The organism is Fontimonas sp. FW305-C-3, assembly GCF_058783185.1.
The window spans coordinates 1,007,064-1,031,812 of sequence record NZ_JBYSYK010000002.1 but is presented as its reverse complement, the minus strand read 5'-3'; the positions used below and the strand labels follow the sequence as shown (position 1 = coordinate 1,031,812).

The 24,749-nt window shown below is 65.7% G+C and carries 25 protein-coding genes; 23 read left to right on the top strand and 2 right to left on the bottom strand.

The window, feature by feature from the left end; all coding sequences use genetic code 11:
• Positions 1-149 precede the first annotated feature (149 nt).
• Positions 150-1,670, top strand: coding sequence for a beta-helix domain-containing protein (locus tag AC3WUF_RS11105; protein WP_492425433.1), 1,521 nt, complete (start codon positions 150-152; stop codon positions 1,668-1,670).
• Between the two features lie 88 nt (positions 1,671-1,758).
• On the opposite strand, the gene AC3WUF_RS11100 is transcribed toward AC3WUF_RS11105, so the two are convergent.
• Positions 1,759-2,364, bottom strand: a complete 606-nt coding sequence (locus tag AC3WUF_RS11100; RefSeq protein ID WP_492425431.1) for a LysE family translocator — start codon at positions 2,362-2,364, stop codon at positions 1,759-1,761.
• A gap of 236 nt (positions 2,365-2,600) precedes the next feature.
• Here AC3WUF_RS11100 and AC3WUF_RS11095 point away from each other — a divergent pair, with 236 nt between their 5' ends.
• The 11 genes from AC3WUF_RS11095 to AC3WUF_RS11045 all read left to right on the top strand — a co-directional run bounded on the left by AC3WUF_RS11095 (position 2,601) and on the right by AC3WUF_RS11045 (position 13,689).
• Positions 2,601-2,792, top strand: a complete 192-nt coding sequence (locus AC3WUF_RS11095; RefSeq protein ID WP_492425429.1) for a ferredoxin — start codon at positions 2,601-2,603, stop codon at positions 2,790-2,792.
• A 51-nt stretch (positions 2,793-2,843) separates the two neighbouring features.
• Positions 2,844-3,659, top strand: coding sequence for a coniferyl-alcohol dehydrogenase (locus AC3WUF_RS11090; RefSeq protein WP_492425427.1), 816 nt, complete (start codon positions 2,844-2,846; stop codon positions 3,657-3,659).
• 9 nt (positions 3,660-3,668) lie between these two features.
• Positions 3,669-4,067: a Zn-ribbon domain-containing OB-fold protein gene (locus AC3WUF_RS11085; protein WP_492425425.1), complete on the top strand. Its 399-nt coding sequence runs from the start codon at positions 3,669-3,671 to the stop codon at positions 4,065-4,067.
• Entirely contained in the window at positions 4,067-5,227 is a 1,161-nt protein-coding gene (locus tag AC3WUF_RS11080) for a thiolase family protein (RefSeq protein ID WP_492425423.1), read from the top strand. Before AC3WUF_RS11085 ends, AC3WUF_RS11080 begins: the two co-directional genes overlap by 1 nt.
• Before the next feature lie 53 nt (positions 5,228-5,280).
• Complete coding sequence (locus AC3WUF_RS11075) at positions 5,281-6,594, top strand: amidohydrolase family protein (RefSeq protein WP_492425421.1); 1,314 nt, start codon at positions 5,281-5,283, stop codon at positions 6,592-6,594.
• A gap of 129 nt (positions 6,595-6,723) precedes the next feature.
• The gene (locus AC3WUF_RS11070; RefSeq protein ID WP_492425419.1) at positions 6,724-7,524 is read left to right on the top strand and encodes an SDR family NAD(P)-dependent oxidoreductase; all 801 of its coding nucleotides are present in this window, start codon (positions 6,724-6,726) and stop codon (positions 7,522-7,524) included.
• Between the two features lie 54 nt (positions 7,525-7,578).
• Positions 7,579-9,102, top strand: coding sequence for a CoA-acylating methylmalonate-semialdehyde dehydrogenase (locus tag AC3WUF_RS11065; protein WP_492425417.1), 1,524 nt, complete (start codon positions 7,579-7,581; stop codon positions 9,100-9,102).
• A gap of 15 nt (positions 9,103-9,117) precedes the next feature.
• Complete coding sequence (locus tag AC3WUF_RS11060) at positions 9,118-10,785, top strand: MFS transporter (protein ID WP_492425415.1); 1,668 nt, start codon at positions 9,118-9,120, stop codon at positions 10,783-10,785.
• Positions 10,786-10,884: 99 nt separating this feature from the next.
• Entirely contained in the window at positions 10,885-12,138 is a 1,254-nt protein-coding gene (locus tag AC3WUF_RS11055; protein WP_492425413.1) for an acetyl-CoA C-acetyltransferase, read from the top strand.
• Positions 12,138-12,881, top strand: a complete 744-nt coding sequence (locus AC3WUF_RS11050; RefSeq protein WP_492425411.1) for a 2-oxo acid dehydrogenase subunit E2 — start codon at positions 12,138-12,140, stop codon at positions 12,879-12,881. Before AC3WUF_RS11055 ends, AC3WUF_RS11050 begins: the two co-directional genes overlap by 1 nt.
• Before the next feature lie 115 nt (positions 12,882-12,996).
• Positions 12,997-13,689, top strand: a complete 693-nt coding sequence (locus AC3WUF_RS11045) for a TetR/AcrR family transcriptional regulator (RefSeq protein ID WP_492425409.1) — start codon at positions 12,997-12,999, stop codon at positions 13,687-13,689.
• Positions 13,690-13,796: 107 nt separating this feature from the next.
• Here AC3WUF_RS11045 and AC3WUF_RS11040 read toward each other — a convergent pair whose 3' ends face one another.
• Positions 13,797-15,011 (bottom strand): CaiB/BaiF CoA transferase family protein, encoded by a 1,215-nt coding sequence (locus tag AC3WUF_RS11040; RefSeq protein ID WP_492425624.1) that lies wholly within the window; start codon positions 15,009-15,011, stop codon positions 13,797-13,799.
• Positions 15,012-15,180: 169 nt separating this feature from the next.
• Here AC3WUF_RS11040 and AC3WUF_RS11035 point away from each other — a divergent pair, with 169 nt between their 5' ends.
• The 11 genes from AC3WUF_RS11035 (at position 15,181) to AC3WUF_RS10985 (ending at position 24,701) form a co-directional block, all read left to right on the top strand.
• Positions 15,181-15,960, top strand: coding sequence for an SDR family NAD(P)-dependent oxidoreductase (locus tag AC3WUF_RS11035; protein WP_492425407.1), 780 nt, complete (start codon positions 15,181-15,183; stop codon positions 15,958-15,960).
• Positions 15,961-16,024: 64 nt separating this feature from the next.
• A complete protein-coding gene (locus AC3WUF_RS11030) occupies positions 16,025-16,705 on the top strand; it encodes an SDR family NAD(P)-dependent oxidoreductase (protein WP_492425405.1) in 681 nt (226 codons plus the stop codon).
• A gap of 403 nt (positions 16,706-17,108) precedes the next feature.
• Positions 17,109-18,338: an NAD(P)/FAD-dependent oxidoreductase gene (locus tag AC3WUF_RS11025; RefSeq protein ID WP_492425403.1), complete on the top strand. Its 1,230-nt coding sequence runs from the start codon at positions 17,109-17,111 to the stop codon at positions 18,336-18,338.
• A 2-nt stretch (positions 18,339-18,340) separates the two neighbouring features.
• On the top strand, positions 18,341-19,066 hold the full coding sequence (locus AC3WUF_RS11020) for an SDR family NAD(P)-dependent oxidoreductase (protein ID WP_492425401.1): 726 nt from the start codon (positions 18,341-18,343) through the stop codon (positions 19,064-19,066).
• 91 nt (positions 19,067-19,157) lie between these two features.
• The gene (locus tag AC3WUF_RS11015) at positions 19,158-19,934 is read left to right on the top strand and encodes a DUF3450 domain-containing protein (RefSeq protein ID WP_492425399.1); all 777 of its coding nucleotides are present in this window, start codon (positions 19,158-19,160) and stop codon (positions 19,932-19,934) included.
• Positions 19,935-19,937: 3 nt separating this feature from the next.
• Positions 19,938-21,314 (top strand): MotA/TolQ/ExbB proton channel family protein, encoded by a 1,377-nt coding sequence (locus AC3WUF_RS11010; RefSeq protein WP_492425397.1) that lies wholly within the window; start codon positions 19,938-19,940, stop codon positions 21,312-21,314.
• A complete protein-coding gene (locus tag AC3WUF_RS11005; protein WP_492425395.1) occupies positions 21,307-21,831 on the top strand; it encodes a MotA/TolQ/ExbB proton channel family protein in 525 nt (174 codons plus the stop codon). Before AC3WUF_RS11010 ends, AC3WUF_RS11005 begins: the two co-directional genes overlap by 8 nt.
• 10 nt (positions 21,832-21,841) lie before the next feature.
• Positions 21,842-22,267 carry an ExbD/TolR family protein gene (locus AC3WUF_RS11000; RefSeq protein WP_492425393.1) on the top strand — a complete coding sequence of 142 codons (426 nt, stop codon included), beginning with the start codon at positions 21,842-21,844 and terminating at the stop codon, positions 22,265-22,267.
• Positions 22,268-22,297: 30 nt separating this feature from the next.
• Entirely contained in the window at positions 22,298-22,708 is a 411-nt protein-coding gene (locus tag AC3WUF_RS10995; protein WP_492425391.1) for an ExbD/TolR family protein, read from the top strand.
• 5 nt (positions 22,709-22,713) lie between these two features.
• Positions 22,714-23,403 carry a TonB family protein gene (locus AC3WUF_RS10990; RefSeq protein WP_492425389.1) on the top strand — a complete coding sequence of 230 codons (690 nt, stop codon included), beginning with the start codon at positions 22,714-22,716 and terminating at the stop codon, positions 23,401-23,403.
• Between the two features lie 11 nt (positions 23,404-23,414).
• Entirely contained in the window at positions 23,415-24,701 is a 1,287-nt protein-coding gene (locus AC3WUF_RS10985; protein WP_492425387.1) for a tetratricopeptide repeat protein, read from the top strand.
• Positions 24,702-24,749 lie beyond the last annotated feature (48 nt).

The following is a 24,749-nucleotide window of genomic DNA, read 5'->3' as shown; positions in this document are numbered from 1 at the left end:
GCGCCCGTATGGCGGCATATCCCGATTTGCGCCCGTCCCCGCCAAGGACGAAGCGCGAGATGTTGGTCCTGCCGTTCAGGCGACAAGACGACCGACTGACGATGGCAAGCGGATCCCTTTAACCGGCAACCCAACGGATGGTGATTTCGATGAAGAAGCTCAGTTTATACGTGGTGCTCTGCACCAGCCTGATCCTCGGCGCCTGCAGCAGCAACGACGACGACGGCCCAAGCCCGACCCCAACTCCGACTGCGACGCCGACGGCCACGCCGACCGCGACGCCAACGGCCACCCCGACGGCAACCCCGACAGCCACTCCGACGGCGACGCCCACCGCGACGCCGACGGCCACGCCGCCGCTGCCGGCCTTCGTGTCCTGCGTGGGCAACCTCTGCACGCTCAGCGGCCTCATCACTCAGAACTACACGCTCGATACGACCAAGCGCTGGCGCATGGACGGCCTGGTCCAGGTTGGCCAGGGCAATGTCGAGCTGACGACTCCGGCGCAGGTTGCCGCGGTCAAGGCCGCCGGTGTGACGCTGACGATTCCGGCCGGCACCAGCATCCGCACTTTCGACGATGCAACGCTGCTCGTGACCCGCGGTTCGAAGCTCGAAGCCGTCGGTACGGTCACCGCGCCGATCACCTTCAGCAGCCTCGACAACAACGCCACCGGTCTGGGTGAGTGGGGCGGCATCGTGATCCAGGGCTTCGCCCCGCAGTACGGCAAGAAGGACACCGGCCCTTGCTTCGGCACGGGCACGATCTGCAACGTCGACGGCGAGGGTGGCGACTTCATCGGCAAGTTCGGCGGCAATGATCCGGCTGACGACAGCGGCACGCTCAAGTACGTGCGCATCGCCGAGGGCGGTCTGGTGGCCGGTCCGAACAACGAAGTCAACGGTCTGACGCTGCAGGGTGTCGGTTACGGCACCACGATCGACTACGTGCAGGTCCACGGCAATCTGGACGACGGCATCGAGTGGTTCGGCGGCACCGTCAACGCGACGCACCTGGTGCTGACCAACAACGACGACGACGACATCGACTACGACGAAGGCTACAAGGGCAACATCCAGTTCGCCATTGTCAAGAAAGATCCGGCCAAGGCCGCGCCGTCGGGCAGCAACGATCCGCGCGGCATCGAAGCCAACAGCTCGGACGTGGACCTCGTGAAGGAAACCGAAGCGGTGATCGCCAACGTGACCATCGTCGGCGGCCCGGCTGCCAACAATGCGGCCGGCGTCGGCCAGCAGCCCGGCATGCGCCTGCGCGGCGCGGTGACCACGTCGATCTTCAACTCGGCGGTGTCCGGCTTCGACACCGGCTGCATCCGCATCGACGATGCCGACACGGATCTGGATGGCGACATCGAAGAGAACTCGACGATCGCGCTGACCAACGTCCTCGGCGACTGCGAAGGTGGCTTCTACGACAAGCGCGCTGCCGATACCGAAGTCAATGCAGTCGCTTCGCCGTTGACCTTCGATGCCGCGTTCGCGATCACGCAGGCCGCTGCCTCGCTGGCTTCTGCGCCGGCCATCACGGCATTGAATCCGGCTTCGGGCTTCCTGTTCGAGCAGACCGATTACGTCGGCGCGGTCGAGCCGGGCACTCCGGCGGCCGAAGCCTGGTGGGCTGGCTGGACGATCATCGGCACCGTGCAGTAAGCCTGCGGCGTCATCTGTTGCAAACAAGCGGCGGCCCGGTTTGTCCGGGCCGCCGTTTCTGTTTGTGAGCCCTGCCGAGTGGCGCCGCCTAGCCCAGCAGCAGCCACAGCGCGACGCCAACCATCAGCACCGCGGCGATGCGGTTCAGCCAACGCGCCTGGCCACGGCGCAGCAGCAATTCGCTGAGGCTGCGTCCGCCCTGGGCATAGATCAGCAGGCAGCTGAACTCAATGACCATCATCAGCGCCAGCAGCACGAGCATCTGCGGCACCAGCGCGGCGGCCGGATCGATGAAGGGCGGCAGCAGCGCCATCATGAAAGCCCAGGCCTTGGGATTGGCGACGGCGGTGACGAAGCCCTGCGTGCAGAGCGCGAGCGGCGTGACGTTCGCGGTGGCCGTCAGGTCGCCGACCGGCGAATGCCAGCTGCGCCAGGCGGTCCACAGCAGATAACCGGCACCGACGATCTTGAAGCCGGCGAAGATCCGCGGCTCGCCGAGCAGCAGCGTGGCGACGCCGACCATCGCGGCCGCGCCGACCAGCGCAATGCCGGCCAGTTCGCCGAGCATCATCCATAAGGTGCGCCGCACGCCGATGCTGATGCCCAGCGACATCGCCAGCGTCATGCACAGGCCGGGGCTCAGCGCGATCAGGAAGAAACTTCCACAGAAGGCCAGCAGGCGGGTCGAGTCCAAGCGTCTTTGCAGCCGAGGGTTGTCCGTGCCGGCATGATCTCATGCCCCCGCTCGCAGCGACCAGCCAGCCGGCGTGCTTCGACGCTGGGCGGTCCGGCGCTATAATAAACAGCACTGTTGTATGATAGTGAAAACTGTGCGATAACAGCCGCGCATCACGGATAGCCCCGTCCGGACACGGCGGCGCGCATCAGACGCGGCCGCTCCGGCACCGCCGGGCGCATGAGGAGAGAAGTGTGAAGATCCGCATCGAAAAGGCGTCCTGCGTCGGCAATGCCCGTTGTGCCGCCGTGTCGCCCGAACTGTTTCCGCTCGACGAGGACGGCTACATCGCCGTCGAGGAAATCGAAGTGCCGGCCGGCATGGAGGCCCTCGCCCGGCGCGGTGCGCGCGCCTGCCCGGAACGCATCATCGTCATTGAAGAATGAGCCGGGCCTTGCCTGCTCCCATAAACTGAACCGCACAAGCTCGGAGGAGCGATGGATATTCTGGGTTACAAGAACAAGCGCGTGATCGTCAGCGGCTGCTTCTCCGGCATGGGCGAGGCCACCGCCCGCAAGCTGCTGGAGCAGGGTGCCGAGGTCCACGGCATCGACTACAAGCCGACCGCGCTCAAGCTCGCTTCGTTCAACCAGGTCGACCTGCGCGATCCGGCCGCGATCGACGCGACGATCGCGAAAATCGGCGGCAAGGTTGATGCGCTGTTCAATTGCGCCGGCCTGCCGCAGACCGCGCCGCCGCTCGACGTCATGAAGGTCAACTACGCCGGTACCCGCCGCGTCACCGAGAAGGTGATTCCGCTGATGGGCGAGGGCGGCGCGATCGTCAGCATCTCGTCGAACGGCGGCATGGGCTGGAGCCGGCGCATCCCGGTGCTGATGGGCCTGCTGCAGCTGACCGACTACGACGCCCAGATCAAGTGGTGCGAAGACAACGCCGAGCAGGTCCGCGAAGGCTACGCCTTCTCGAAGGAAGCGATCATCCTGTGGACGATGATGACCTCGTTCCACCTGATCAAGAAAGGCATCCGCATCAACTGCACGATGCCGGGCCCGACGCAGACGCCGATGATGAGCCACTTCGAGCAGGCCACCAAGGCCTCGGTGCTCGACGCGGCGATGCAGCCGATCAACCGCCGCTCGACGCCGGATGAACAGGCCGGCCCGCTGCTGTTCCTCAACAGCGCGGCGGCGAGCTACGTCAATGGTGTCGCGCTGCCGATCGACGGCGGCTTCATGGGCGGCCTGGCGACCGGCCAGATCGACCCGCGCAGCCTGATGGCGAACGCGAGCTGATCGTCACCTATGGCCCGTCCGCTGCCACGGCTGGATAGCGACAACCGCGCGTTCTGGACCGGCGGCGCGGACGGGCAGCTGCGCCTGAATCAGTGCCAGGACTGCAAGACCTTCATTCATCCGCCGCGGCCGGTCTGTCGCAGCTGTCTGTCGGAGCACGTTAAGGCCGTTGCGGTGGCGGGCACTGGCGTTGTCGATACCTACACAGTCAATCATCAGAAGTTCCATCCGGCGATCGATGTGCCCTACGTGATCGCGCGCGTCGCGATCGACGGCGCGCCCGGCGTGATCCTGACGACGAATATCATTGGCTGCCCGGTCGATGCAGTCGACATCGGCGACCGCGTGCGCGTGAAGTTCGAGCAGCATGATGATGTCTGGCTGCCGCTGTTCGAGAAGGTGAGCTGATGTCGCGCGCTGATGCCTACATCACCGGAGTCGGCCAGTCCGAGGTCGGCACGAAGCTGACGCGCCATCCGTTGCTGCTGACGCTCGATGCGATTCGCGAAGCGCTCGGCGAAGCTGGGCTGACGATCGGCCAGATCGATGGCGTCTCGACCTATCCCGGCCGGGTGCCGGCGTATCTGGGTTTCTCGCCGGTCGGCGCCGATGAGGTGATCGACGCGCTCGGCATACGCGCGACCTGGTATGCCGGCGGCGGCGAGATCACTTCGCAGCTCGGCGCGGTGGTTGCCGCGGCCACAGCCGTGCGTGCGGGCCTTGCGCGACATGTGATCTGTTTCCGTACCGTCTATGAAGCGGCAGCGATGGCGCGGCCCGACGAATATCCGCCGCCGAAGCGCGATCGGGTCGACGGTTCCTCGCAGTGGCTCGCGCCGTTCGGCGCGATCTCGGCGGCGAACTGGACCGCGCAGTACGCGATGCGTCATGTCAAGAAGTACGGCCTGACCCGCGAACAGCTCGCGCAGGTCGCGCTGACCGATCGCGCCAACGCGCTGCTGAATCCGCGTGCGCTGGTCCGCGAGCCGCTGACGTTGGATCAATACATGGCGGCGCGGATGATCTCGACGCCGCTGTGCCTGTACGACTGCGACCGCTTCACCGATGCATCGACGGTGCTGATCGTGTCCGCCGGCGATGCCGTCGATGAAGTGAAATGCACACCGGTCCGCATCGCCGCGATGGCCGGCTCGGTCGAGCGCCACAGCTGGGATCAGGCCGAGTGGATGGCCTGCTATCCGACCGGCGCCGACCTGTGGAAGCACACCGATTACAAGCCCGAGGACGTCGACACCGTGCAGCTCTACGACGGCTTCGCGTTCTATCCGATCACCTGGCTCGAAGCGCTCGGCTTCTGCGCGCTCGGCGAGGGCGGCAGGTTCATCGAAGGCGGCAAGCGCATCGCGCTGGATGGCGAGTTGCCGCTGAATACCTTTGGCGGGCAGATCGCCGGCGGCCGCCTGCACGGCTTCGGCTTCGCGCATGAGGCGGTGACGCAGCTGCGCGGCAACGCCGGCGCGCGCCAGATCAAGAACGATCCGCGGGTTGCGGTATGCACTTCGGGCGGCGGGCCCTTGGCGACCGCCCTGCTGTTGGCCAGAGACTGATTCGAATCAATGGCGACCGCCGAGCGGTCGCCCGAAGCAACAAGGAGAGCCTTATGAAGATGAACGACATGGTGCTGATCAGCGTTGACGACCACATCAGCGAACCGCCTGACATGTACAAGCAGCACCTGTCCGGTGCCGATCTGGCGTCGGCGCCGACGCTGAAGGTCGCCGACAACGGCACGACGTTCTGGGAGTACCAGGGCCTGAAGATGCCGTCGGTGGGTCTGAACGCGGTCGTCGGCCGGCCGATGGACGAGTACGGCATGGAGCCGACCTCGTTCGAGCAGCTGCGCAAGGGTTGCTACGAGCACAATGCGCGCATCGACGACATGAACGTCAACGGCATTGCCGCGTCGCTGAACTTCGGCAGCTTCCCCGGCTTCGACGGCGGCCGCTTCCACAAGGTGCCGGACAAGAACCTGTCGCTGATCCACATGCGCGGCTACAACGACTGGCACATCGACGAGTGGTGCGGCTCGCACCCCGGCCGCTTCATCCCTTGCGCGCTGCTGCCGACCTGGGACATCAAGGCTGCGGTCGAAGAAGTGAAGCGCATCGCCAAGAAGGGCTGCACCGCGGTCTCGCTCAACGAGAACCCGACCGTGCAGGGCCTGCCGAGCATTCACAACCCGTACTGGGAACCGCTGTGGAAGACGATCGTCGATCACGATATGGCGATCTGTCTGCACATCGGTGCCGGCAATCCGGCGCCGCATGCGTCGATGGAAACGCCGATTGAGGCCTGGATCACGACGATGCCGATGTCGATCGCGACCGGCGCCGCCGACTGGCTGAATCTTGAAGCGCTGCACCGCTATCCGAAGATGAAGATCGCGCTGTCCGAAGGCGGCATCGGCTGGATTCCGTATTTCCTCGAACGCGCCGACTTCAGCCACTCGCGCCACAAGTTCTGGACGCATTCGACCTTCGGCGACACCAAGCCGAGCGAAATCTTCGCGCGCCACTTCCTCAACTGCTTCATCGACGATGCCTTCGGCCTGAAGAATCTCGATTCGCTGAATGAGGACATGGTCTCCTACGAATGCGATTACCCGCACTCCGACTCGCTGTGGCCGGAAGTGCCGGAGTACCTGTGGAAGAGCATCAATCACCTGACCGACAAGCAGATCGACAAGGTCACGCATCTGAATGCGATGCGCTTCTTCAACTTCGATCTGTTCAAGCATCAGAAGAAGGAAGCGCTGACGGTCGGCGCGCTGCGCGCCAAGGCGGCGGCCGACGGTGTTGACGTGACGCCGGTGTCGTCCGGCGGTGCCAAGCCGCTGGAAGAAGGCGAAGCCCAGCGTCCGATCACGTCGGGCGATCTGATGCGGATGTTCTCGCATCATTCGAAGGCGGCTTGAGCTGTTGATTCCCTCTCCCCGCGTGCGGGGAGAGGGTTAGGGTGAGGGGCGTCTGCTACCGCAGCTGGGCTCTCCGGCAGCCCCTCACCCCAACCCTCTCCCCTCGCTGAGGGGAGAGGGAGTGCTTCTATGAGTCACGAAGACCTCCTCAACCTCAACGGCCAGATCGCCTTCATCAGCGGTGCCGGACAGGGCGCCGGTCGTGCGATCGCGCTGGCGTTCGCGCGCCACGGCGCCGGCGGCATCGCGATCAACGACGTCGATCCGGCGCGCGCCGAAGCGGTCGCCGCCGAGGTGCGCGCGACCGGCGTTGCCGCCGTCGCGGCGGTTGCCGATGTCGGCGATCGCGAGTCGGTCCAGCGCGCGATCGACCAGGCCACGACGCTCGGCCCGGTCACGATCCTTGTCAACAACGCCGGCAATGCCGGACCGAACACGGTGATGCGACCGTCGCCGTTGTTCTGGGAAACGGCGCCGCAGGACTGGGATCGCTACTTCCGCACCAACCTGCAGGGCGTGATGAACTGCTGTCATGCGCTGCTGCCCGGCATGGTCGCGCAGCAGCGCGGCCGTATCGTCACGATCGTTTCCGACGCGGGCCGGATCGGCGAGGCGCGGCTTGCCGTGTACTCGGCCGCCAAGGCCGGCGCCGCCGGCTTCATGCGCTCGATCGCGCGCGAGACTGGCCGTTACAACATCACCGCCAACTGCATATCGCTGTCGACTCTGGAGCCCGCGCTTGAAGAGCCGGCGAAATCCGAGTTCATGGCGAGCGAGCAGGCCAAGGCGCATGTCGCGCGCTATGTGATCCGCCGCTTCGGCCAGCCAGAGGACGTCGCGGCGATGGCGCTGTTCCTCAGTTCCGATGCCGCGGGCTGGGTCACCGGCCAGACTTATCCGGTCAACGGCGGCTACAGCTTCGCGACCTGAGCGGATCGACCGCCCGGGCTTCACTCACTTTCAATCAACGACACAAGGTTTGCCATGACTGCTTCCGCCCCCGCCGCCGCTTCCCTGTCCACCGTTCCGCACTGGGTTGGCGGCAAGGCCGTCGTCCCGACGCAGGGGCGCAACGCCGATGTGTTCAACCCCAGCACCGGTCTGGTCAGTGCGCGCGTGCCGTATGCATCGGCCGAAGAACTGAACGCCTGCGTCGCGACCGCCAAGGCCGCGTTTGCCGGCTGGTCGGCCACGCCGGCGCTGCGTCGCGCACGCGTGCTGTTCCGCTTCCGCCAGCTGCTCGAAGCGGCGACCGACGAACTCGCGGTGCTGATCTCCAGCGAACACGGCAAGACGGTCAGCGATGCGCGCGGCGAGATCGTGCGCGGTATCGAAGTCGTCGAGTTCGCCTGCGGCATTCCGGAACTGCTCAAGGGCGAGCACAACGAGAACGTCGGTACCGGTGTCGACGCCTACAGCCTGCGCCAGTCGCTCGGCGTCGTTGCCGGCATCACGCCGTTCAACTTCCCGGCGATGGTGCCGTTGTGGATGTTCCCGATCGCGCTGGCCTGCGGCAACAGCTTCATCCTCAAGCCTTCGGAGCGCGATCCGTCGGCGGCCGTGCTGCTGGCAAAGCTGCTGCATGAAGCGGGCCTGCCGGACGGTGTGTTCAATGTGCTGCATGGCGACAAGACCGCGGTCGACGGCCTGCTGCAGCATCCGGACGTTGCCGCGGTCAGCTTCGTCGGTTCGACGCCGGTCGCGCGGCACGTCTATCTGGAGGGCACGCAGCGCGGCAAGCGCGTGCAGGCGCTGGGCGGCGCGAAGAACCACATGGTCATCATGCCGGACGCCGACATCGACGATGCCGTCGAAGCGCTGCTCGGCGCGGCCTACGGCTCGGCGGGCGAGCGCTGCATGGCGATCTCGATCGCGGTTGCGGTCGGCGACGAATGCGCGGACCAGCTGATCGCGCGTCTCGCGCCGCGCGTCAAGGCGCTGCGCGTCGGCCTGCCGACCGACGAGGCGACCGAGATGGGGCCGCTGATCACCGGCGAGCATCGCAACAAGGTCTGCGACTACATCAAGTCCGGCGTCGGCGAGGGCGCCAAGCTGCTGGTCGACGGCCGCCCTGGCTATGACGGCGCACCGGGCGGCTTCTTCCTCGGCGGCTCGCTGTTCGACGGCGTGCAGCCGGACATGCGCATCTACAAGGAAGAAATCTTCGGACCGGTGCTCGGCATCATCCGCGTGCCGGACCTCGACAGCGCGATCAGGATGATCAATGCGCACCCGTATGCGAACGGCACCGCGATCTTCACGCGCAGCGGCAGCGCGGCGCGTGCGTTCACCTCCGGCATCGAGGTCGGCATGGTCGGCGTCAACGTGCCGCTGCCGGTGCCGATGGCTTTCCACAGCTTCGGCGGCTGGCGCAGTTCGCTGTTCGGCGATCATCACATCTACGGCCGCGAAGGCGTGCGCTTCTACACGCGCCTGAAGGCGATCACGCAGCGCTGGCCGCGCGAAGTCGAGCGCCGCGCCGAGTTCAACATGCCGACGATGAAATAAGTTTCCTCCGCCGCAGTGACCGACACCGGGCCGCAATCTCGCAAATCCTGGGCAGCGCTGGAGCCGCTGCGCGAGCGGACCTTTCTGCTGATCTGGTCGGCGAGCCTGATGTCGAATTTCGGGCAGCTGATCCAGGGTGTCGGCGCGGCCTGGGAGATGACGCGCCTGACCTCGTCGGCCGGCATGGTCGCGCTGGTGCAGACGGCGCTGATGCTGCCGTTGATGCTCGTCGCGGTGCCGGCCGGCGCGATTGCGGACATGTTCGATCGCCGCAAGATCGCGCTGCTCGGCCTCAGCTTCGCGACACTCGCGGCGACGGTGCTGACCGTGCTCGCCGCGCTCGGCATGACCACGCCCTGGACACTGCTGGTGTTCTGTTTCCTGATCGGCGCCGGCGTCGCGGTCTATGGTCCGGCGTGGCAGGCGTCGGTCATCGAGCAGGTCAAGCCGGCGCAGCTGCCGGCGGCCGTCGCACTGGCGTCGGTCAGCTACAACATCGCACGCAGCTTCGGCCCGGCGATCGGCGGCCTGATCGTCATGGCGGCGGGCGCGATGGCGGCCTTCGCGATCAATGCGCTGTTTTACCTGCCGCTGATTGCCGCGTTCTGGATGTGGCAACGCAAGCATGTGCCGCCGCGTCTGCCGCCCGAGCGCATGGATCGCGCGATCATTTCCGGGGCGCGCTACGCCGCGCACTCGCCGCCGATCCGCAACGTCATGATCCGCGCGTTCGCGACCGGCGTCGCCGGCGCGTCGACCGCCGCGCTGATGCCGCTGATCGCGCGCGACCTGCTGGCCGGCGATGCGCGCACCTACGGCCTGCTGCTCGGCGCTACCGGCGTCGGTGCGGTGATCGGTGCCTTTGCGGTCGGCACCGTTCGCGAGCGCCTGAAGGCGGAAACCGCCGCGGCGCTGTGCGCGATCATCGCCGGCATCGCGATCGTGCTGATCGGGCTCAGCCGCAACATGCTGCTGACGCAGCTGCTGCTGGTGATCTCCGGTGCGGCGTACATGCTGCTGATCACCTTGTTCAGTGTCGGCGTGCAGCTGTCGGCGCCGCGCTGGGTGGCGGCGCGCTCGCTGTCCTGGTTCCAGTCGGCCTTGACCGGCGGCATCGCGTTCGGCGCCTGGCTGTGGGGTCATCTGACCGCCGATTGGGGGCTGGGCATGGCGATCGTCGCATCGGGCGTCACGCTGTTGCTGACGCCGCTGATCGGTCTGCTGTTGCCGATGCCGCGCGTGACCCACGAGTCGGTCGAGATGGTCGAGCTGGCGCACGAACCGGAAGTGGCCTTGCCGATCACGGCACGCAGCGGCCCGGTCGTCATCGAGGTCGATTACCGCGTCGATCCGGCGCTGGCGCGGCAGTTCTATGAGGCGATGCTCAAGGTCCAACAGCTGCGCAAGCGCAACGGCGCCTTCGACTGGTCGCTGTCGCGCGACATCGCCGACATCATGATGTGGACCGAGCGCTACAGCTGTCCGACCTGGGGTGACTACCTGCGCCAGCGCAGTCGCTTCACCCAGGCCGACCGCCAGATCCAGGCGCGTGCGGATGGCTTCCATACGCCGGGCCACGGTTCGCGCGTGCGGCGGCGCCTGGAGCGGCCGTTCGGATCGGTGCGCTGGCGCAACGAGTCTCTCGACCCGAGCGGCGAGACGATCGGCCCCTTCACGCCCTGAGCGCCGGACCGGTTGTACAAATAGACAACACTGTCGACTAAAAGCAAATCGGGCGCTTATACTCGTTGCATACAAGAACAGTATCTTCAGGAGATACCCATGGGCGAAGCTTTCATCATCGACGCGGTGCGTACGCCGCGCGCCATCGGCAAGCCCGGCAAGGGCGCCTACGCCGGCATGCATCCGCAGCACCTGGCCGCGACCGTGCTCAAGGCGCTGCAGCAGCGCAACAATCTGCAGACCGCGGACATCGACGATGTGATCTGGGGCACCAGCGCGCAGAAGGGCATGCAGGGCGGCGACATGGGCCGCATGGCCGCGCTCGATGCCGGCTTCGACGTACGCGTCAGCGGCGTCACGCTCGATCGCTTCTGCGGCAGCGGCATCACCGCGACGAGCCTGGCGGCCGCGCAGATCCGCTCCGGCATGGAAGACCTGATCATCGCCGGCGGCACCGAGATGATGTCGCTGATCACCGAGCAGGGGCAGAAGGAAGCCGCCGCCGGTCTCAAACCGCTGATGATGGGTTCCGGCAACGCGCGCTTGCAGGCGCGTCATCCGCAATCGCACCAGGGTGTCTGCGCCGATGCCATCGCGTCGATGGAAGGCATCAGCCGCGAGGCGCTCGACGCCTATTCGCTGGCGAGCCAGCAGCGCGCCGCGCGGGCGATCGCCGAAGGCCGTTTCGACAAGTCCATCGTCCCGGTCGTCGACGACGACGGCAAGGTCCGCCTCGACAAGGATGAGTATCCGCGGCCGCAGACCACGGCGGCCGATCTGGCCGGCCTCAAGCCAAGCTTCATCCAGGTTGCCGACATGGCGCTGGATCCAACCGGCGCGACGTTCCGTCAGTTGATCAATCGCCGTTATCCGGATCTGAAGATCGAGCACTTCCACCACGCCGGCAGTTCGTCCGGCGTCGTCGACGGTGCCGCCGCGCTGCTGCTGGCCTCCGAGGACTACGCGCGCAAGCATGGCCTCAAGCCGCGCGCGCGCATCGTCGCGACCGCCAACATCGGCGACGATCCGACCCTGATGCTCAACGCGCCAGGACCGGCAGCGCTCAAGGTGCTCGCCAAGGCGGGCCTGACCAAGGCCGATATCGACCTTTGGGAAATCAACGAAGCCTTCGCAGTCGTGGTCGAGAAGTTCATCCGCGACCTTGGCCTCGATCGCGAGAAGGTCAACGTCAATGGCGGTGCGATCGCGCTCGGCCATCCGATCGGCGCGACCGGTGCGGTGCTGATCGGTACCGTGCTCGATGAGCTCGAACGCCGCAACCTGCGTCGCGGCCTGATCACGATGTGCGCGGCCGGCGGCATGGCCCCGGCCATCATCATCGAGCGCGTCTGATGTCGACCACGCCTCAAGCAGCATTGCCCTGGCCCGCCGACGATCTCTCGGTCTACGGACCGGTCGAGGCGACCGCGCTGGGCAAGACCCAGCATTTCGTCGGTCGCGTCATGCATCGCAACTGGACGTCGATCCCGCACGTCACGCATCACGACGATGCCGACATCACCGGTTTCGAGCAGCGTCGCAAGCAATGGAACGCTGCCAACCCCGAGAGAAAGCGCTCGCTGCTTGCCGCGCTGGTCAAGGCTTCGGTCGCGGCGCTGCAGCAGTATCCGAAGTTCAACAGTGCGCTGAACGCCGATGGCTCGGTGCTGACCGCGCGCAAGTATTTCCACATCGGCATCGCGGTGGATGTGCCGAGCGGCCTGCTGGTGCCGGTGCTGAGGAACAGCGACGCGAAGAGCATCGACGAGATCGTCGAGGAGACCGCGCGCATTTCGGAGAAGGCGCGCACCAAGGGCCTGGCGATGGCCGAGATGAGCGGCGGCTGCTTCACGCTGTCGTCGCTCGGCCACATCGGCGGCACCGGTTTCACGCCGATCATCAATGCGCCGGAAGTCGCGATCCTCGGCATCTGCCGCGCCCAGGACCGCTTCCTGCCCGACGCCGAAGGGCGCCCGGTGCTGCGCCAGATGCTGCCGCTGTCCTTGAGCTACGACCACCGCGTGATCAATGGCGCCGACGCCGCACGATTCGTGCGGGCGATCGCCGATTGGCTGGCGGTATACGAATTTGTGTAGGGGCGTTGAGGCGGGTAGGGCGGCGCCGCTGCGCAGCCTACCCGTGGACATCAACATCGTTGAGTAAAAAAACTGCAAAATAGTCGCGGTTAAGAATCGTTTGGGGGTCTGAAGCATGGCGAACAAGGCGAGTCCTGCGGACAAGAAGGTACGGCGCCGCAAGCGTGATCCGGATGGCACGCGCGCCGCGATCCTTGAGGCAGCCGGCAAGCTGCTCGCCAAGGATGGTCCCGAGGGCTTGAGCGTTTCGCAGGTGGCGCAGCTGGCCGGCGTCAATCGCGGCACCGCGTATCAGCATTTCCCGACGCGCGAGCAGTTGCTTGCGGCGACGACGGCCTGGGTCTCTGAACGCCTGCGCCAGGCGGTGTTCGGCGCGCAGGACGCCGAGCCGGCCATCGGTTCGATGGATCCGCAGGCGGTGGCCGGCCATGTCGCCGAGTTCGCGATGGAGAATCCGGAACTGGGCCGCGTTTGGCTGTTCGAGGTGCTGAGCTCCAGCCGCCCCGACACAGACCCGTTCTGGCATCAGTACTGGACCCAGTTCGAGAAGTTCGCGCAGTCCGATCTCGCCCAGCCCGGCATCGATCCCGAAGTGCATTCGGTGATCATGCTGATCGGCGCCTTCCTGTGGCCGGTGTTCGCACGCGCGCAATCGCGCACCGCGAAGGACCGTCAGATGATGGCGCAGCGCTTCACGACCGAAATGCTGCGCCTGAGCCTCTACGGCACCGTGCGCCCGGAGAAGTTTCCGGAGCTCGATGCGCGCATGAAGAAGACGCTGGCGGCGAAGAAGAAGCCGGCGAAGTGATCTGGCTGTAGGGCCGTAGGCTGGGATGAAGCGGTAGCGAATCCCGGCGAAGCCCCGCAAGCTGCTGGGATTCGCTGCGCTTCATCCCAGCCTACGCTGCTCGCCGATCAGGCGATTGCGCCGGCCGCCTTGAGCTGCTCGATGCGCTCCCATTCCATGCCCAGCTCCATCAGCACGATTTCGGTGTGCTCGGAGGCCTGCGGCGCGCGCATGGTCTCGACCGGCGCGTGATTGAACTGCACCGGGCCGCGCACGACCTTGATCGGCGCACCGCCGTCGGACGCCTCGACTTCGAAGAACATGTCGTTGGCGAGCGCCTGCTCGTCGGTCGCGATGTCGAGCAGGCTCTGCACCGGCGCCCACTGGCCGCTGTAGCTCTGCAGCTGCTGGCGCCAGTACTTGAAATCCTGCTGCGCGAAAGCGTCGCGGATGATCTCGCTGGCCGGCTGCCAGTGCTTCATCAGCGCCTCGGCGGTGGCGAAGCGTTCGTCGTCCGCGCATTCCGGCCGGCCGATGTGGGCGAAGAAGCTCTTGATGTGCGGCCCCGGCGTCAGCGTGCATAGGTTGATCGTGCCGCCGTCGGAGGTCCGGTAGTTGCCCATGAACGGATTGCCCGGATTGCCGCCGGAGCCGGGCATGCGGTTGCGCATCATCTGGCCGCAGTCGACGCCCATGTCGATCGAGATGCCAGCCGCCCACCAGGCGGTGCTCAGCAGCGAGACGTCCAGCTCGATCGCCTCGCCGGTGCGCTCGCGATGGAACAGCGCCGCGGAAATGCCGCCGGCGATGTTCATGCCGCCGATCGAATCGCCGAAGGCCGGAATGCCCTGCGACAGCGGCCCCGGCAGTTCTTCCGGCGTCATGCTGTGGGCGATGCCGCTGCGGTTCCAGAACGCGGTGCCGTCGAAGCCGCCGGTGTCGCGCTCCGGCCCCTTGTCGCCGTAGGCGCTGCCGCGTGCGTAGATGATCTTCGGATTGATCGCGCGGATGTGCTCGATGTCGAACTTCATCTTCTGCCGCTGGCTCGGCAGGTAGTTGGTCAGGAACACGTCGGCGGTCTTGGCGAGTTCGTAGATCACCGACATGCCTTCCGGCGTGGAGATGTCGACGCCGACGCTGCGCTTGCCCCGATTGGGATGCTCCATGAACGGGCTGCGGTTCGGGTTGACCTTGATGCCGCCGAGATTGACGAAGCCGCGCTGCGTGTCGCCACGCCTGGGATGCTCGATCTTGATGACGTCGGCGCCCCAGTCGGCGAGGATGGCGCCGGCGGCGGGTACGAAGGTGAACTGCGCCACCTCAAGAACCCGTACACCCTTCATTACCTGCGTCATGCCGCGCTCCTCGTTTTCGTTCGCAGCCGATCGAAGACAGACCGGCCATTGATCGACCGATGATACTAATCAACAGCGTTGTTGCATAGTGTTCGCAACTGCGCTACAACGCACGCCACATCAAATTGTTCAGCCAACCGTTCACCGGAAGCACGCCATGAAGATCGACAGTTCACTTGCGGCCGTTGTCACCGGCGGCGCCTCAGGCCTCGGTCTCGCCACCGTGCAGGCGCTGCGCGCCGCCGGCGCGAAAGTCGCCATCTTCGATCTCAACGAGGAGATCGGTGCGAAGGTTGCCGTCGAGACCGGCGCGACGTTCCACCGCTGCGACGTGCTGTCCGACGAGAGCGTCGACCAGGCGTTCGCGAGCGCACGCGCGGCGCAGGGCCAGGAGCGAGCGCTGGTCTGCTGCGCCGGCGGCGGCAACGCGATTCCGACTGCGCGTCGGGACAAGACAACCGGCGCGATCAACATCTTTCCCAGCGACAAGTTCGAATGGGTGCTCAAGCTCAACACGGTCGGCACCTTCCGCTGCGTGACGCGCGCGGCGGCCGGCATGATGACGCTGGAGCCGATCAACGGTGAACGCGGCGTGCTCGTCAACACCGCATCGGCGGCGGCGACCGAAGGCCAGATGGGGCAGGCGGCGTACTCGGCGGCCAAGGCCGCGATCGTCGGCATGACGCTGACGATCGCCCGCGATCTGTCGCGCGAAGGCATCCGCTGCAACACGATCCAGCCCGGCATCTTCGCGACGCCGGCCATGGCGCGCGCGACGCCGGAGATGCTCGAGGCGCTCGGCAAGATGGTGCCGTTCCCGCCGCGCTTGGGCCATGCCGACGAATATGCGAGCCTGACGCTGGAAATCATTCGCAACGGCTATCTCAACGGCGAGACGCTGCGTCTCGACGGCGCCATCCGCATGCAGCCTCGCTGAGCAGCTACCGTAGCCCGGGTGAAACCCGGGTTGCACCCGGGCGACAAGAACAAGGCAGAGCACCATGGAACTCAAGGACAAAGTCGTCGTGATCACCGGCGCGCTCGGCGCACTCGGCCGTGCGGTCGCGGAAACCGCCGCCGCCGCCGGTGCGACGGTCATCGCCATCGACCGCGTCGACGGCACGCCGCCGAAGGGAGCACTGGCGGCGCCGGCGCTCGATCTCGGCAATCCGCAGGCGACCCAGGCCGCGCTCGCCGACATTGCCGGCAAGCAGGGGCGCATCGATGCGCTGGTTAACATCGCCGGCGGCTTCCGCTGGGAGACGCTGGCCGACGGCTCGGTCGATACCTGGGATCAGCTCTACCAGCTCAATGTGCGGACGGCGGTCAACGCCAGTCGTGCTGCGTTGCCGCATTTTCCGCAGTCCGGCGGGCGCATCGTCAACATCGGTGCCAACGGCGCGGTCAAGGCAGCGGCCGGCATGGGCGCCTACGCCGCCTCGAAGGCGGGCGTCGCACGGCTGACCGAAGCGCTGGCCGAGGAACTCAAGGCGCGCGACATCACCGTCAACGCGTTGCTGCCGAGCATCATCGACACGCCGGCCAATCGTGCCGACATGCCGGACGCGGACCATTCCCGCTGGGTGACGCCCAAGGCGCTGGCCGATGTCATCGTGTTCCTGCTCAGCGAGCGCGGGGCGGTGGTGACCGGCGCATTGATTCCGGTGACCGGACGCGTCTGAGCGGCTTTCTCGAAGCTACTGCGCGTGCACCGTCGTAGGGCGATACCCAGGCTGCAGCCAGACTTGACCTTGCGCGCTCGCGGCGTTTGCGCTTCAGTACGCTGACTTAGTATGCGTTCAGCTACCGAGGTCTTATAGTCGTCGCAGCGCTGTTGCCGCATGACCGCCGAGCTTGCATCCCGGGGCAGGCGGCGTAATATAGACAACGTTGTTGATTATAAAGCTGAGGAGCGAGCAACCGATCGCGGCGCGATATTTCCGCCGCTGAGGAAGCCCGAAAAAAGCGGCTCTAGCCGACGGACGCAAACAGCATGGCACGACAGATCCATATCGCAGGGAGCAGATGGCATTGCGCCGTTGCCGCTACGGTATTGGCTGCGTGCGCCGCGGAAGCGCGGTTGCCGTGAGCGAGTCCTCGACCGAAACCATCCTGATCGTCGGCGCCGGCCAGGCCGGCAGCGATCTGGCGAGTGCCTTGCGCCAGAACGCCTATGGCGGACGCATCGTGGTGATCGGCGACGAACCGGCCGTGCCGTACCGGCGCCCGCCGCTGTCGAAGACTTTCCTTTCGGGCGAGATTGAAGAGGCCGCGCTGTACATCAAGTCGCGCGAGGCCTACAGCAAGCACGACATCGAACTGCGTACCGGCGTGCGCGTGACCGCGATCGACCGCGCCGCGCATACGGTCACGCTCGCCGACGGCAGCCAGCTCGCCTACAGCAAGCTGGTGCTGACGACCGGCGGCCGCGCACGGCGCCTGCCGCTGCCGGGCGCCGAGAAGCCGAACGTCTGCTACGTCCGCACCATCGAAGATATCCAGCGCCTGCGCGAGCTGTTCCATCCGGGACAGCGGCTGGTCATCATCGGCGGCGGCTACATCGGCCTCGAGGCTGCATCGGTCGGCATCAAGAAAGGCCTCAACGTCACCCTGGTCGAAGCGCTGCCGCGCCTGCTCGCGCGCGTGACCGGCCCCGAACTTTCGCAGTACTACGACAGCGTGCACCGCCGTCATGGCGTCGACATCCGCCTGGGTGTCGGGGTGCAGGCGCTCGAAGGCGGCGCCACCGCCAAAGCGGTCGTCCTGCAGGACGGCACGCGGCTGCCGGCCGACATCGTCATCGTCGGCATCGGCCTGATTCCGAACACCGAGCTGGCCGAGGCCTGCGGTCTGGCGGTCGACAACGGCATCCTGGTCGACCTGTATTCGCAGACCAGCGATCCGGACATCCTCGCCGCCGGCGACTGCACCAATCACGAGAACGGTTTCTACGGTCGCCGCATGCGCCTCGAGTCCGTGCCCAATGCCAGCGAGCAGGCGCGCGTCGCCGCCGCGACGATCTGCGGCAAGCGCGTGCCGCATGCCGGCGTGCCCTGGTTCTGGTCGGATCAGTACAACCTCAAGCTGCAGATGGTCGGTCTGTCGCAGGGCCACGAGCGCATCGTCGTGCGCGGCTCGATGGATGCCGACAGCTTCACCGCGTTCTATCTGCAGGGCGGTGCGGTGATCGCGGTCGATGCGGTCAATCGTCCGCAGGACTTCATGTTCGGCAAGAAGATGGTCGCCGCCAGGGTGCAGGCCGACCCCGCCGTACTCGCCGACGAAGCCGTCGCGCTGAAATCGCTGGTGTCCTGACGATGAACACGACGCCGAAGCATCCGGGTCCGGTCGTCGTCGTCACTGGCGCATCGCAGGGTATCGGCGCGGCCATCGCGCTGGCGTTTGCAGCGGCCTACCCGGATGTCCGCCTCGGTCTGCTGGCACGCAATGCGGCGAAACTCGAAGCCGTCGCCGAGCAGTGCCGGCGCAGCGGCGCCGATGTCGAAACCGTGGCTGTCGATCTCACCGACAGCGCCGCGGTCGAGCGCATGGCCGCAAGGATTCAAGATCGTTTCGGCGCCGTGGATGTGCTGATCAACAACGCCGGCAGCTGGAAGGGCGGTGCGGCGCACGAGATGAGCGTCGCCGACTTCGTCCAGGTGCTGCAGGCCAACCTCGTCAGCCTGTTTGCGGTGACGCGTGCGTTCCTGGCGAAAATGCTTGAGCGCGGCAGCGGCGACATCTTCCTGATGTCGTCCACCTCGGGCCTTCAGGGCCTGGCCAACAATTCCGCCTACTGCGCCGCCAAGCACGGCGTGACCGGTTATGCCAGGGCGCTGCGCGCCGAAGTCGCCAGCCGCGGTATCCGCGTCAGCTGCGTGTATCCGGGGCCGACCGACACGCCGACCTGGGACGGCAGCGGTGTCGATACCAGCAAGCTGATGTCGGCTGCCGACATCGCCGGCGTTTTCGTCGATGCGTACAAGTTGTCGCGCAGAACAATGATGGAGGACATCGTCCTCCGCCCGCTGGCCAGCATGTGATTCGCATGCGGCCACGGAACTTTCGTTTTTAATCGTCGCAGCTGCCAGGCTTGAACCGAAGCCTGACAAAAAGGGTTTACGGAGGAGATCGATGATGTACCTGTTGAAGTCAGCAAGCCGGGTTTCCCGGGTGATTGCCGTCCCGGTCGCAACGCTGGTCCTCGCCACTGCCGCACAGGCGGCGACGGTCAAGGACGTGTCCTCGACCAGCGACCAATGGCTGGTCGCCCAGGTCGACTCGCAGAAGCGCGTCGATTCGCTGGCCGAACAGGGCCGCGACCTTGCCAACGACTACCGCACGACGCTGCGCGAAAGCGAAGGCCTCAAGCTCTACCTGCAGCAGCTGCGCTCGCAGCTGAACTCGCAGGAAGAAGAGATGGAGGCGATCCGCCAGGAGTCGTCCGAACTCGACCGCACGAACATCGAGATCCAGCCGCTGATGGGCCGCATGCTCGGTTCGCTGGAGCAGTTCGTCGAACTCGACGTGCCGTTCCTGAAGGCCGACCGCGTGCTGCGGGTGGCCAAGCTCAAGGAGATGATGCCGCGCGCCGACGTCACGGTGTCGGAGAAGTATCGCCGCATCATCGAGGCCTACCAGATCGAGATGGAATACGGCCGCACGATCGAAGCCTACAAGGGCAAGCTCGGCGACAAGGAAGTCGAATTCCTGCGCGTCGGCCGCGTCGGCCTGTTCTACCAGACGCCGGACGGCAGCGACACCGGCTACTGGGACGTCGAGAAGAAGGACTGGACGCTCGACAACGCATACGCCAACGGCGTGCGTGAAGGCCTGAAGGTCGCGCTCAAGCAGACCTCGCCGAACCTGTTGATTGTTCCGATCCAAGCCGCCGCGAACGGGGGCCAGTAAGCCATGCGCCAGACCACTATGCTCAAGCTCGCTTCCGCCCTGGTCCTCGGACTGACCAGCCTCTCGGTTTCCGCCCAGGCACCGGCGCCGAAGACGCTCGACGAACTGCTCGAACAGGTTCGCTCGGCCGATGCGCAGGACGCCAAGGTCAATGCCGAACGCGAAGCGCGCTTCGCCGCCGCGCGCGACCAGCAGGGCAGCCTGCTGCGCGAAGCCGAAGCCGAGAAGACCGCACTCGAGAACGAAGCCGCTGCACTGGCGCGCGAGTTCGAGAAGAACGACACGCTGATCGGCGAGCTGCTCAAGGCCCGCGACATCAAGGCCGGCAATCTCGGCGAACTGTTCGGCGTCATGCGCCAGACCGCCGGCGACTTCGCGACGATCGCGCGCAACTCGATGCTGACCGCGCAGTTCACCGACCGCGTCGCGCAGATCGACCGCCTGGCGCAGACCAAGACCATGCCGCCGATGGAGGACCTGAATCAGTTCTGGTTCGAAATGCAGCGTGAAATGACCGAAGCCGGCAAGATCACCCGCATCCAGGCCAAGGTCACCGCGCCGGACGGCTCGCAGACCGAGAAGACCGTGCTGCGCGTCGGTCCGTTCGTGGCGGTGGCCGACGGCCAGTTCCTCGAATACACCACCGGCAGCAACGCCTTCTCGACGCCGCCCAAGCAGCCGCCGAGCAACTTCGGCAACATCGCCGAGGATTTCGAAGGCGAGGGCAGCGGTTATCACACGATGGTCGTCGACCCGACGCGCGGCGTGCTGCTGTCGCTGTTCTCGCAGCGTCCGAGCATGACCGACCGTATCGTTGAAGGTGAGTCGGTCAACTGGCTGATCCTGGGCATCGGCGGCCTGGGCATGGTCATCGCGATCTACCAGTTCTTCTACCTGGTCGTCGTCGGCACCAAGGTTAACCGCCAGCTGCTCAACCTCAACAACCTGAGCACCGACAACCCGCTGGGCCGCGTGCTGTCCGCGTTCAAGGGCAAGAACACGCCGACCGGTGCGGAAGAGACCGAGGTCGTCGAGCTGCGCGTGTCGGAGGCAGTGCTCAAGGAACTGCCGCCGCTGGAACGCGGCCAGTCCTTCCTCAAGCTCGCCGTTGCCGCCGGTCCGCTGCTCGGCCTGGTCGGTACCGTCGTCGGCATGATCCACACCTTCCAGGTCATCACCGAATCCGGTTCGGGCGATCCGAAGCTGATGGCCGGCGGTATCTCGATGGCCATGATCGCGACCTTGCTGGGTCTGGGCATCGCCATCCCGCTGCTGTTCGCCAACTCGGCGCTGCAGGCGCGTTCGAAGCGCCTGACGCAGATCCTCGACGAGCAGAGCACCGGCCTGCTGGCCGAGCTGATCGAGAAGCGCAATGCCTGAGTTCCTGACCGCACCGTTTCATGCGGTCGGCCAGCTGGTCACGGCGGGAGGACCGTTCGTGATCTGGATCCTGGTCGCCGGGGTCCTCATGTGGACGTTGATCTTCGAACGCCTGTGGTTCTTCCGGATGAACCTGCCGTCCATGGTGCAGGGCCTGCTCGGTGACTGGACGTCGCGCCGCGACCACCAGTCCTGGGCGGCGCATCAGATCCGCAAGACGCACATCTCGCGGCTCAACAGCGCGATGGCCGACAACATGCCGGTGCTCAAGGTGCTGATCCCGATGTGCCCGCTGCTGGGCCTGATCGGCACCGTGCACGGCATGCTCGAGGTCTTCGATTCGATGGCCATTCTGGGTTCGGCCGACGCGCGCACGATGGCCTCGGGTGTATCGAAGGCGATGAACTGCACGATGACCGGCCTCGCGGTGAGCATCACCGGCATGTATCCGGTGTTCTATTTCCAGTCGACGATCCGCAAGCAGACCGAACTGCTCGCCGAGCGTTTCAGCTTCTAGGACACAGCCCATGGGACTGCGCCACCGCCGCCAGCATGTCGAGCACGACGAAGAGGCCATCGACCTCGCGCCGATGCTCGACTTCGTGCTGAACCTGCTGATCTTCTTCATCATCACCGCGGTCTTCGTCAAGGAAGTCGGCCTCACGCTGAACACGCCGCCGCCGGCGCCGCCGAATCAGCAACAGCAGGAAGACGACAAGGGCACGCTGTTCATTGCCGTCCACAAGAGCGGCGACATCTCGATCGACCAGCGTCTGGTCGATCCGGCGGCGATCCGCGCCAACGTCGAGCGCTTCCGCGGCGAGCATCCGGAAGGTCCGGTGATCGTCGTGGCCAACACCAAGGCGCCGACCGGCGTTGTCGTCAAGGCGATGGACCAGGCCCGCGCAGGCGGTGCCATGAACGTCCTGCTGCAGCCGACCGCGACGAAATAACTAGACAGCGAGCCGGAGGAGACCACCACCATGCAAGCCCGCCGCCATACCGCCGATGATGGACATCACGGCATCGACCTCGCGCCGATGCTCGACTTTGTCCTCAATCTGCTGATCTTCTTCATCATCATCACGTCCTTCGTCAAGCAGGCCGGCGTCAAGGTCGACAAGGAGATGGCCGAGACCGCCGAAGCCAAGGTGTCCGGCAACATCCTGATCGCGGTGCGCCCCAACGGCGAGGTCTGGATGGATCGCAAGAAGGTCAACCTGCCGGAGGTCCGCGCGCTGGTCGAACGCATGCATGCCGAGCGTCCGGAAGACACCGTCGTCATCCTTGCCGACAAGAACTCCGAGAGCGGCATCATGGCGCAGGTCATGGACCAGGTCCGCGCCGGCGGTGTCGACAGTGTCTCCGTCGCCACGCAAGGGGAAGGTGGCTGATGGCCGTGAGCCCGATTTCCGTTGAGCGCAATGTGCGCATCGCGGTCGCCGATGCGCCGAACTTCAGTGCCAAGGGCCTGGGGTTGTCGCCGTTCCGCTTCGTGGTGCCGTTGCTGCTCGCCAGCACCGCGATGGTCGGCCTGTTCTGGCTGCTGCACGCGCTGATTGCCGGCAGCACCGGTTCGCACGGCAATTCCGAGATCCTGCCGACCGTCGACTTCCTGCGCCTGTCGAAGAATTTCGAGATCGAGACCCGCGAGCGCAAGCCGCCCGAGATGCCGGATCGTCCGGAAGCGCCGCCCGAAGTGCCGCTGCAGACCGTGCAGATCCAGGGGCCGACGAACACCAACGTCAGCATCAACATGTCGCTGGAGAACACGACGCAGGTCAAGGCCAACTTCGGTCTGTCGTCGACCGACGGCGAATACCTGCCGATCGTCAAGGTCGCGCCGATGTACCCGGCGCGTGCGCAGAGCCAGGGCATCGAAGGCTGGGTGCTGCTGAGCTTCACCGTGACCGAATCGGGCACCGTCATCGATCCGAAGGTGCTTGAGTCGCAGCCGCCGGGTGTGTTCGATGAAGCGGCGAAGAAAGCCGTGCAGAAGTTCAAGTACAAGCCACGCGTCGAAAGCGGTCGTCCGGTCTCGGTGCCGAACGTGCAGCATCTGATCCGCTTCGAGCTGGACAAGAAATGAGGCTCGTCGTGATGAACCGCAAGACTTGGTTCACCGGCATCATGGCCCTGCTCGTCGCAGGCACCATGGCTGTTGCCGGTGCAGCAGACAGCGACAAGAAAAAGCCGGTACCGCCGCCGACCAAGAAGACCCAGGTCATCCGCGCGGAAACCTACAAGAAGATGGAAGTGGCGCAGAAGGGCTTCGAGGCCAAGGATTACAAGGGCGCGCTCGCCGCGCTCGACGATCTGAAGGCCGGCGAAGCCAAGCTCAACGACTACGAGCGCGCGACGCTGTACAACCTGTACGCCGCGGTCTACTACGCGCAGGACAAGACGCCGCAGGCGATCCAGGCCTATCAGCAAGTGCTCAAGCAGCCGAACCTGCCGGACGCGCTGCGCGACAGCAGCCTCTACTCGATGGCGCAGCTGTACTTCATCGAGGAGAACTACCCGCTCGCGATCAAGGTTGTCGAGAAGTGGCTGGGTGTCGTCGCCGAGCCGAGCCCGGAAGGCTATGCGTTGCTCGCTCAGGCGAACTACCAGCTTGAGAAGTTCCAGGAAGCCGAGAAGGCGCTGACGACGTCGCTGAAGATTTCGCAGCAGCGCGGCCAGCAGCCGAAGGAATCGGCGCTCGCCCTGCTGCGCGCGATCTACTACGAACGCAAGGAGTACGCGAAGGCGGCCAAGGTGCAGGAGCTGCTGCTGCGCATCCAGCCGGAGAATGCCTCGTACTGGCAGCAGCTGGCGGGTATCCGCGGCCTGATGGACGAACAGCGCGAGCAGGTCAACCTGCTGCACGCGGCCTATCGCAACAAGCTGCTGGCGAACGAGGGCGACATGCTCAACCTCGCGCGCCTGTACATGGTGCAGGGGGCGCCGTATCCGGCGGTGCGCCTGATGACGCAGGGCTTCAAGGCCAAGACGATCAAGGTCAACGTCGAGAATCTGCAGCTCTACGCGCAGGCGCTCGCGCTGGCGCAGGAGTACAAGCTGCAGGTGCCGGTGCTCAAGGAAGTGGCCAGCATGAGTGGCGAGGCCAAGCATTACGTGTATCTTGGTCAGGCGTACAACGAGCTGGGCGACTGGAAGAGTGCGGCGGAATCGTTCCGCACGGCGCTGAAGTCGAAGGGGCTCGAGAAGGCGGCGGATACGCACATGCAGCTGGGAACTGCATTGTTCAACGACAACAAGTACAGCGAGGCGCGGCTGCAGTTCGCGGCGGCGGCGGAGTCGCCGGCGCTGGCGGTGGCGGCGAACAACTGGATCAAGTTCGTCGATCAGGAACTGGCGCGCCGGGCTGCGGTGCAGAATATGTAGTTGGGGGCAGGATCGCCCGGCAGGCACTGCGAAACAGTCATCGAGTTC

Bases quoted from the DNA above. Each gene is read 5' to 3' on its own strand.
- AC3WUF_RS11000 (WP_492425393.1), top strand. From the start codon at position 21,842: ATGGGACTGCGCCACCGCCGCCAGCATGTCGAGCACGACGAAGAGGCC.
- AC3WUF_RS11035 (WP_492425407.1), top strand. From the start codon at position 15,181: ATGAAGATCGACAGTTCACTTGCGGCCGTTGTCACCGGCGGCGCCTCA.
- AC3WUF_RS11015 (WP_492425399.1), top strand. From the start codon at position 19,158: ATGATGTACCTGTTGAAGTCAGCAAGCCGGGTTTCCCGGGTGATTGCC.
- AC3WUF_RS11080 (WP_492425423.1), top strand. From the start codon at position 4,067: ATGTCGCGCGCTGATGCCTACATCACCGGAGTCGGCCAGTCCGAGGTC.
- AC3WUF_RS10995 (WP_492425391.1), top strand. From the start codon at position 22,298: ATGCAAGCCCGCCGCCATACCGCCGATGATGGACATCACGGCATCGAC.
- AC3WUF_RS11020 (WP_492425401.1), top strand. From the start codon at position 18,341: ATGAACACGACGCCGAAGCATCCGGGTCCGGTCGTCGTCGTCACTGGC.
- AC3WUF_RS11030 (WP_492425405.1), top strand. From the start codon at position 16,025: ATGGAACTCAAGGACAAAGTCGTCGTGATCACCGGCGCGCTCGGCGCA.
- AC3WUF_RS11075 (WP_492425421.1), top strand. From the start codon at position 5,281: ATGAAGATGAACGACATGGTGCTGATCAGCGTTGACGACCACATCAGC.
- AC3WUF_RS11090 (WP_492425427.1), top strand. From the start codon at position 2,844: ATGGATATTCTGGGTTACAAGAACAAGCGCGTGATCGTCAGCGGCTGC.
- AC3WUF_RS11050 (WP_492425411.1), top strand. From the start codon at position 12,138: ATGTCGACCACGCCTCAAGCAGCATTGCCCTGGCCCGCCGACGATCTC.
- AC3WUF_RS10985 (WP_492425387.1), top strand. From the start codon at position 23,415: ATGAACCGCAAGACTTGGTTCACCGGCATCATGGCCCTGCTCGTCGCA.
- AC3WUF_RS11045 (WP_492425409.1), top strand. From the start codon at position 12,997: ATGGCGAACAAGGCGAGTCCTGCGGACAAGAAGGTACGGCGCCGCAAG.
- AC3WUF_RS11070 (WP_492425419.1), top strand. From the start codon at position 6,724: ATGAGTCACGAAGACCTCCTCAACCTCAACGGCCAGATCGCCTTCATC.
- AC3WUF_RS11055 (WP_492425413.1), top strand. From the start codon at position 10,885: ATGGGCGAAGCTTTCATCATCGACGCGGTGCGTACGCCGCGCGCCATC.
- AC3WUF_RS11010 (WP_492425397.1), top strand. From the start codon at position 19,938: ATGCGCCAGACCACTATGCTCAAGCTCGCTTCCGCCCTGGTCCTCGGA.
- AC3WUF_RS11005 (WP_492425395.1), top strand. From the start codon at position 21,307: ATGCCTGAGTTCCTGACCGCACCGTTTCATGCGGTCGGCCAGCTGGTC.
- AC3WUF_RS11040 (WP_492425624.1), bottom strand. From the start codon at position 15,011: ATGAAGGGTGTACGGGTTCTTGAGGTGGCGCAGTTCACCTTCGTACCC.
- AC3WUF_RS11105 (WP_492425433.1), top strand. From the start codon at position 150: ATGAAGAAGCTCAGTTTATACGTGGTGCTCTGCACCAGCCTGATCCTC.
- AC3WUF_RS11085 (WP_492425425.1), top strand. From the start codon at position 3,669: ATGGCCCGTCCGCTGCCACGGCTGGATAGCGACAACCGCGCGTTCTGG.
- AC3WUF_RS11065 (WP_492425417.1), top strand. From the start codon at position 7,579: ATGACTGCTTCCGCCCCCGCCGCCGCTTCCCTGTCCACCGTTCCGCAC.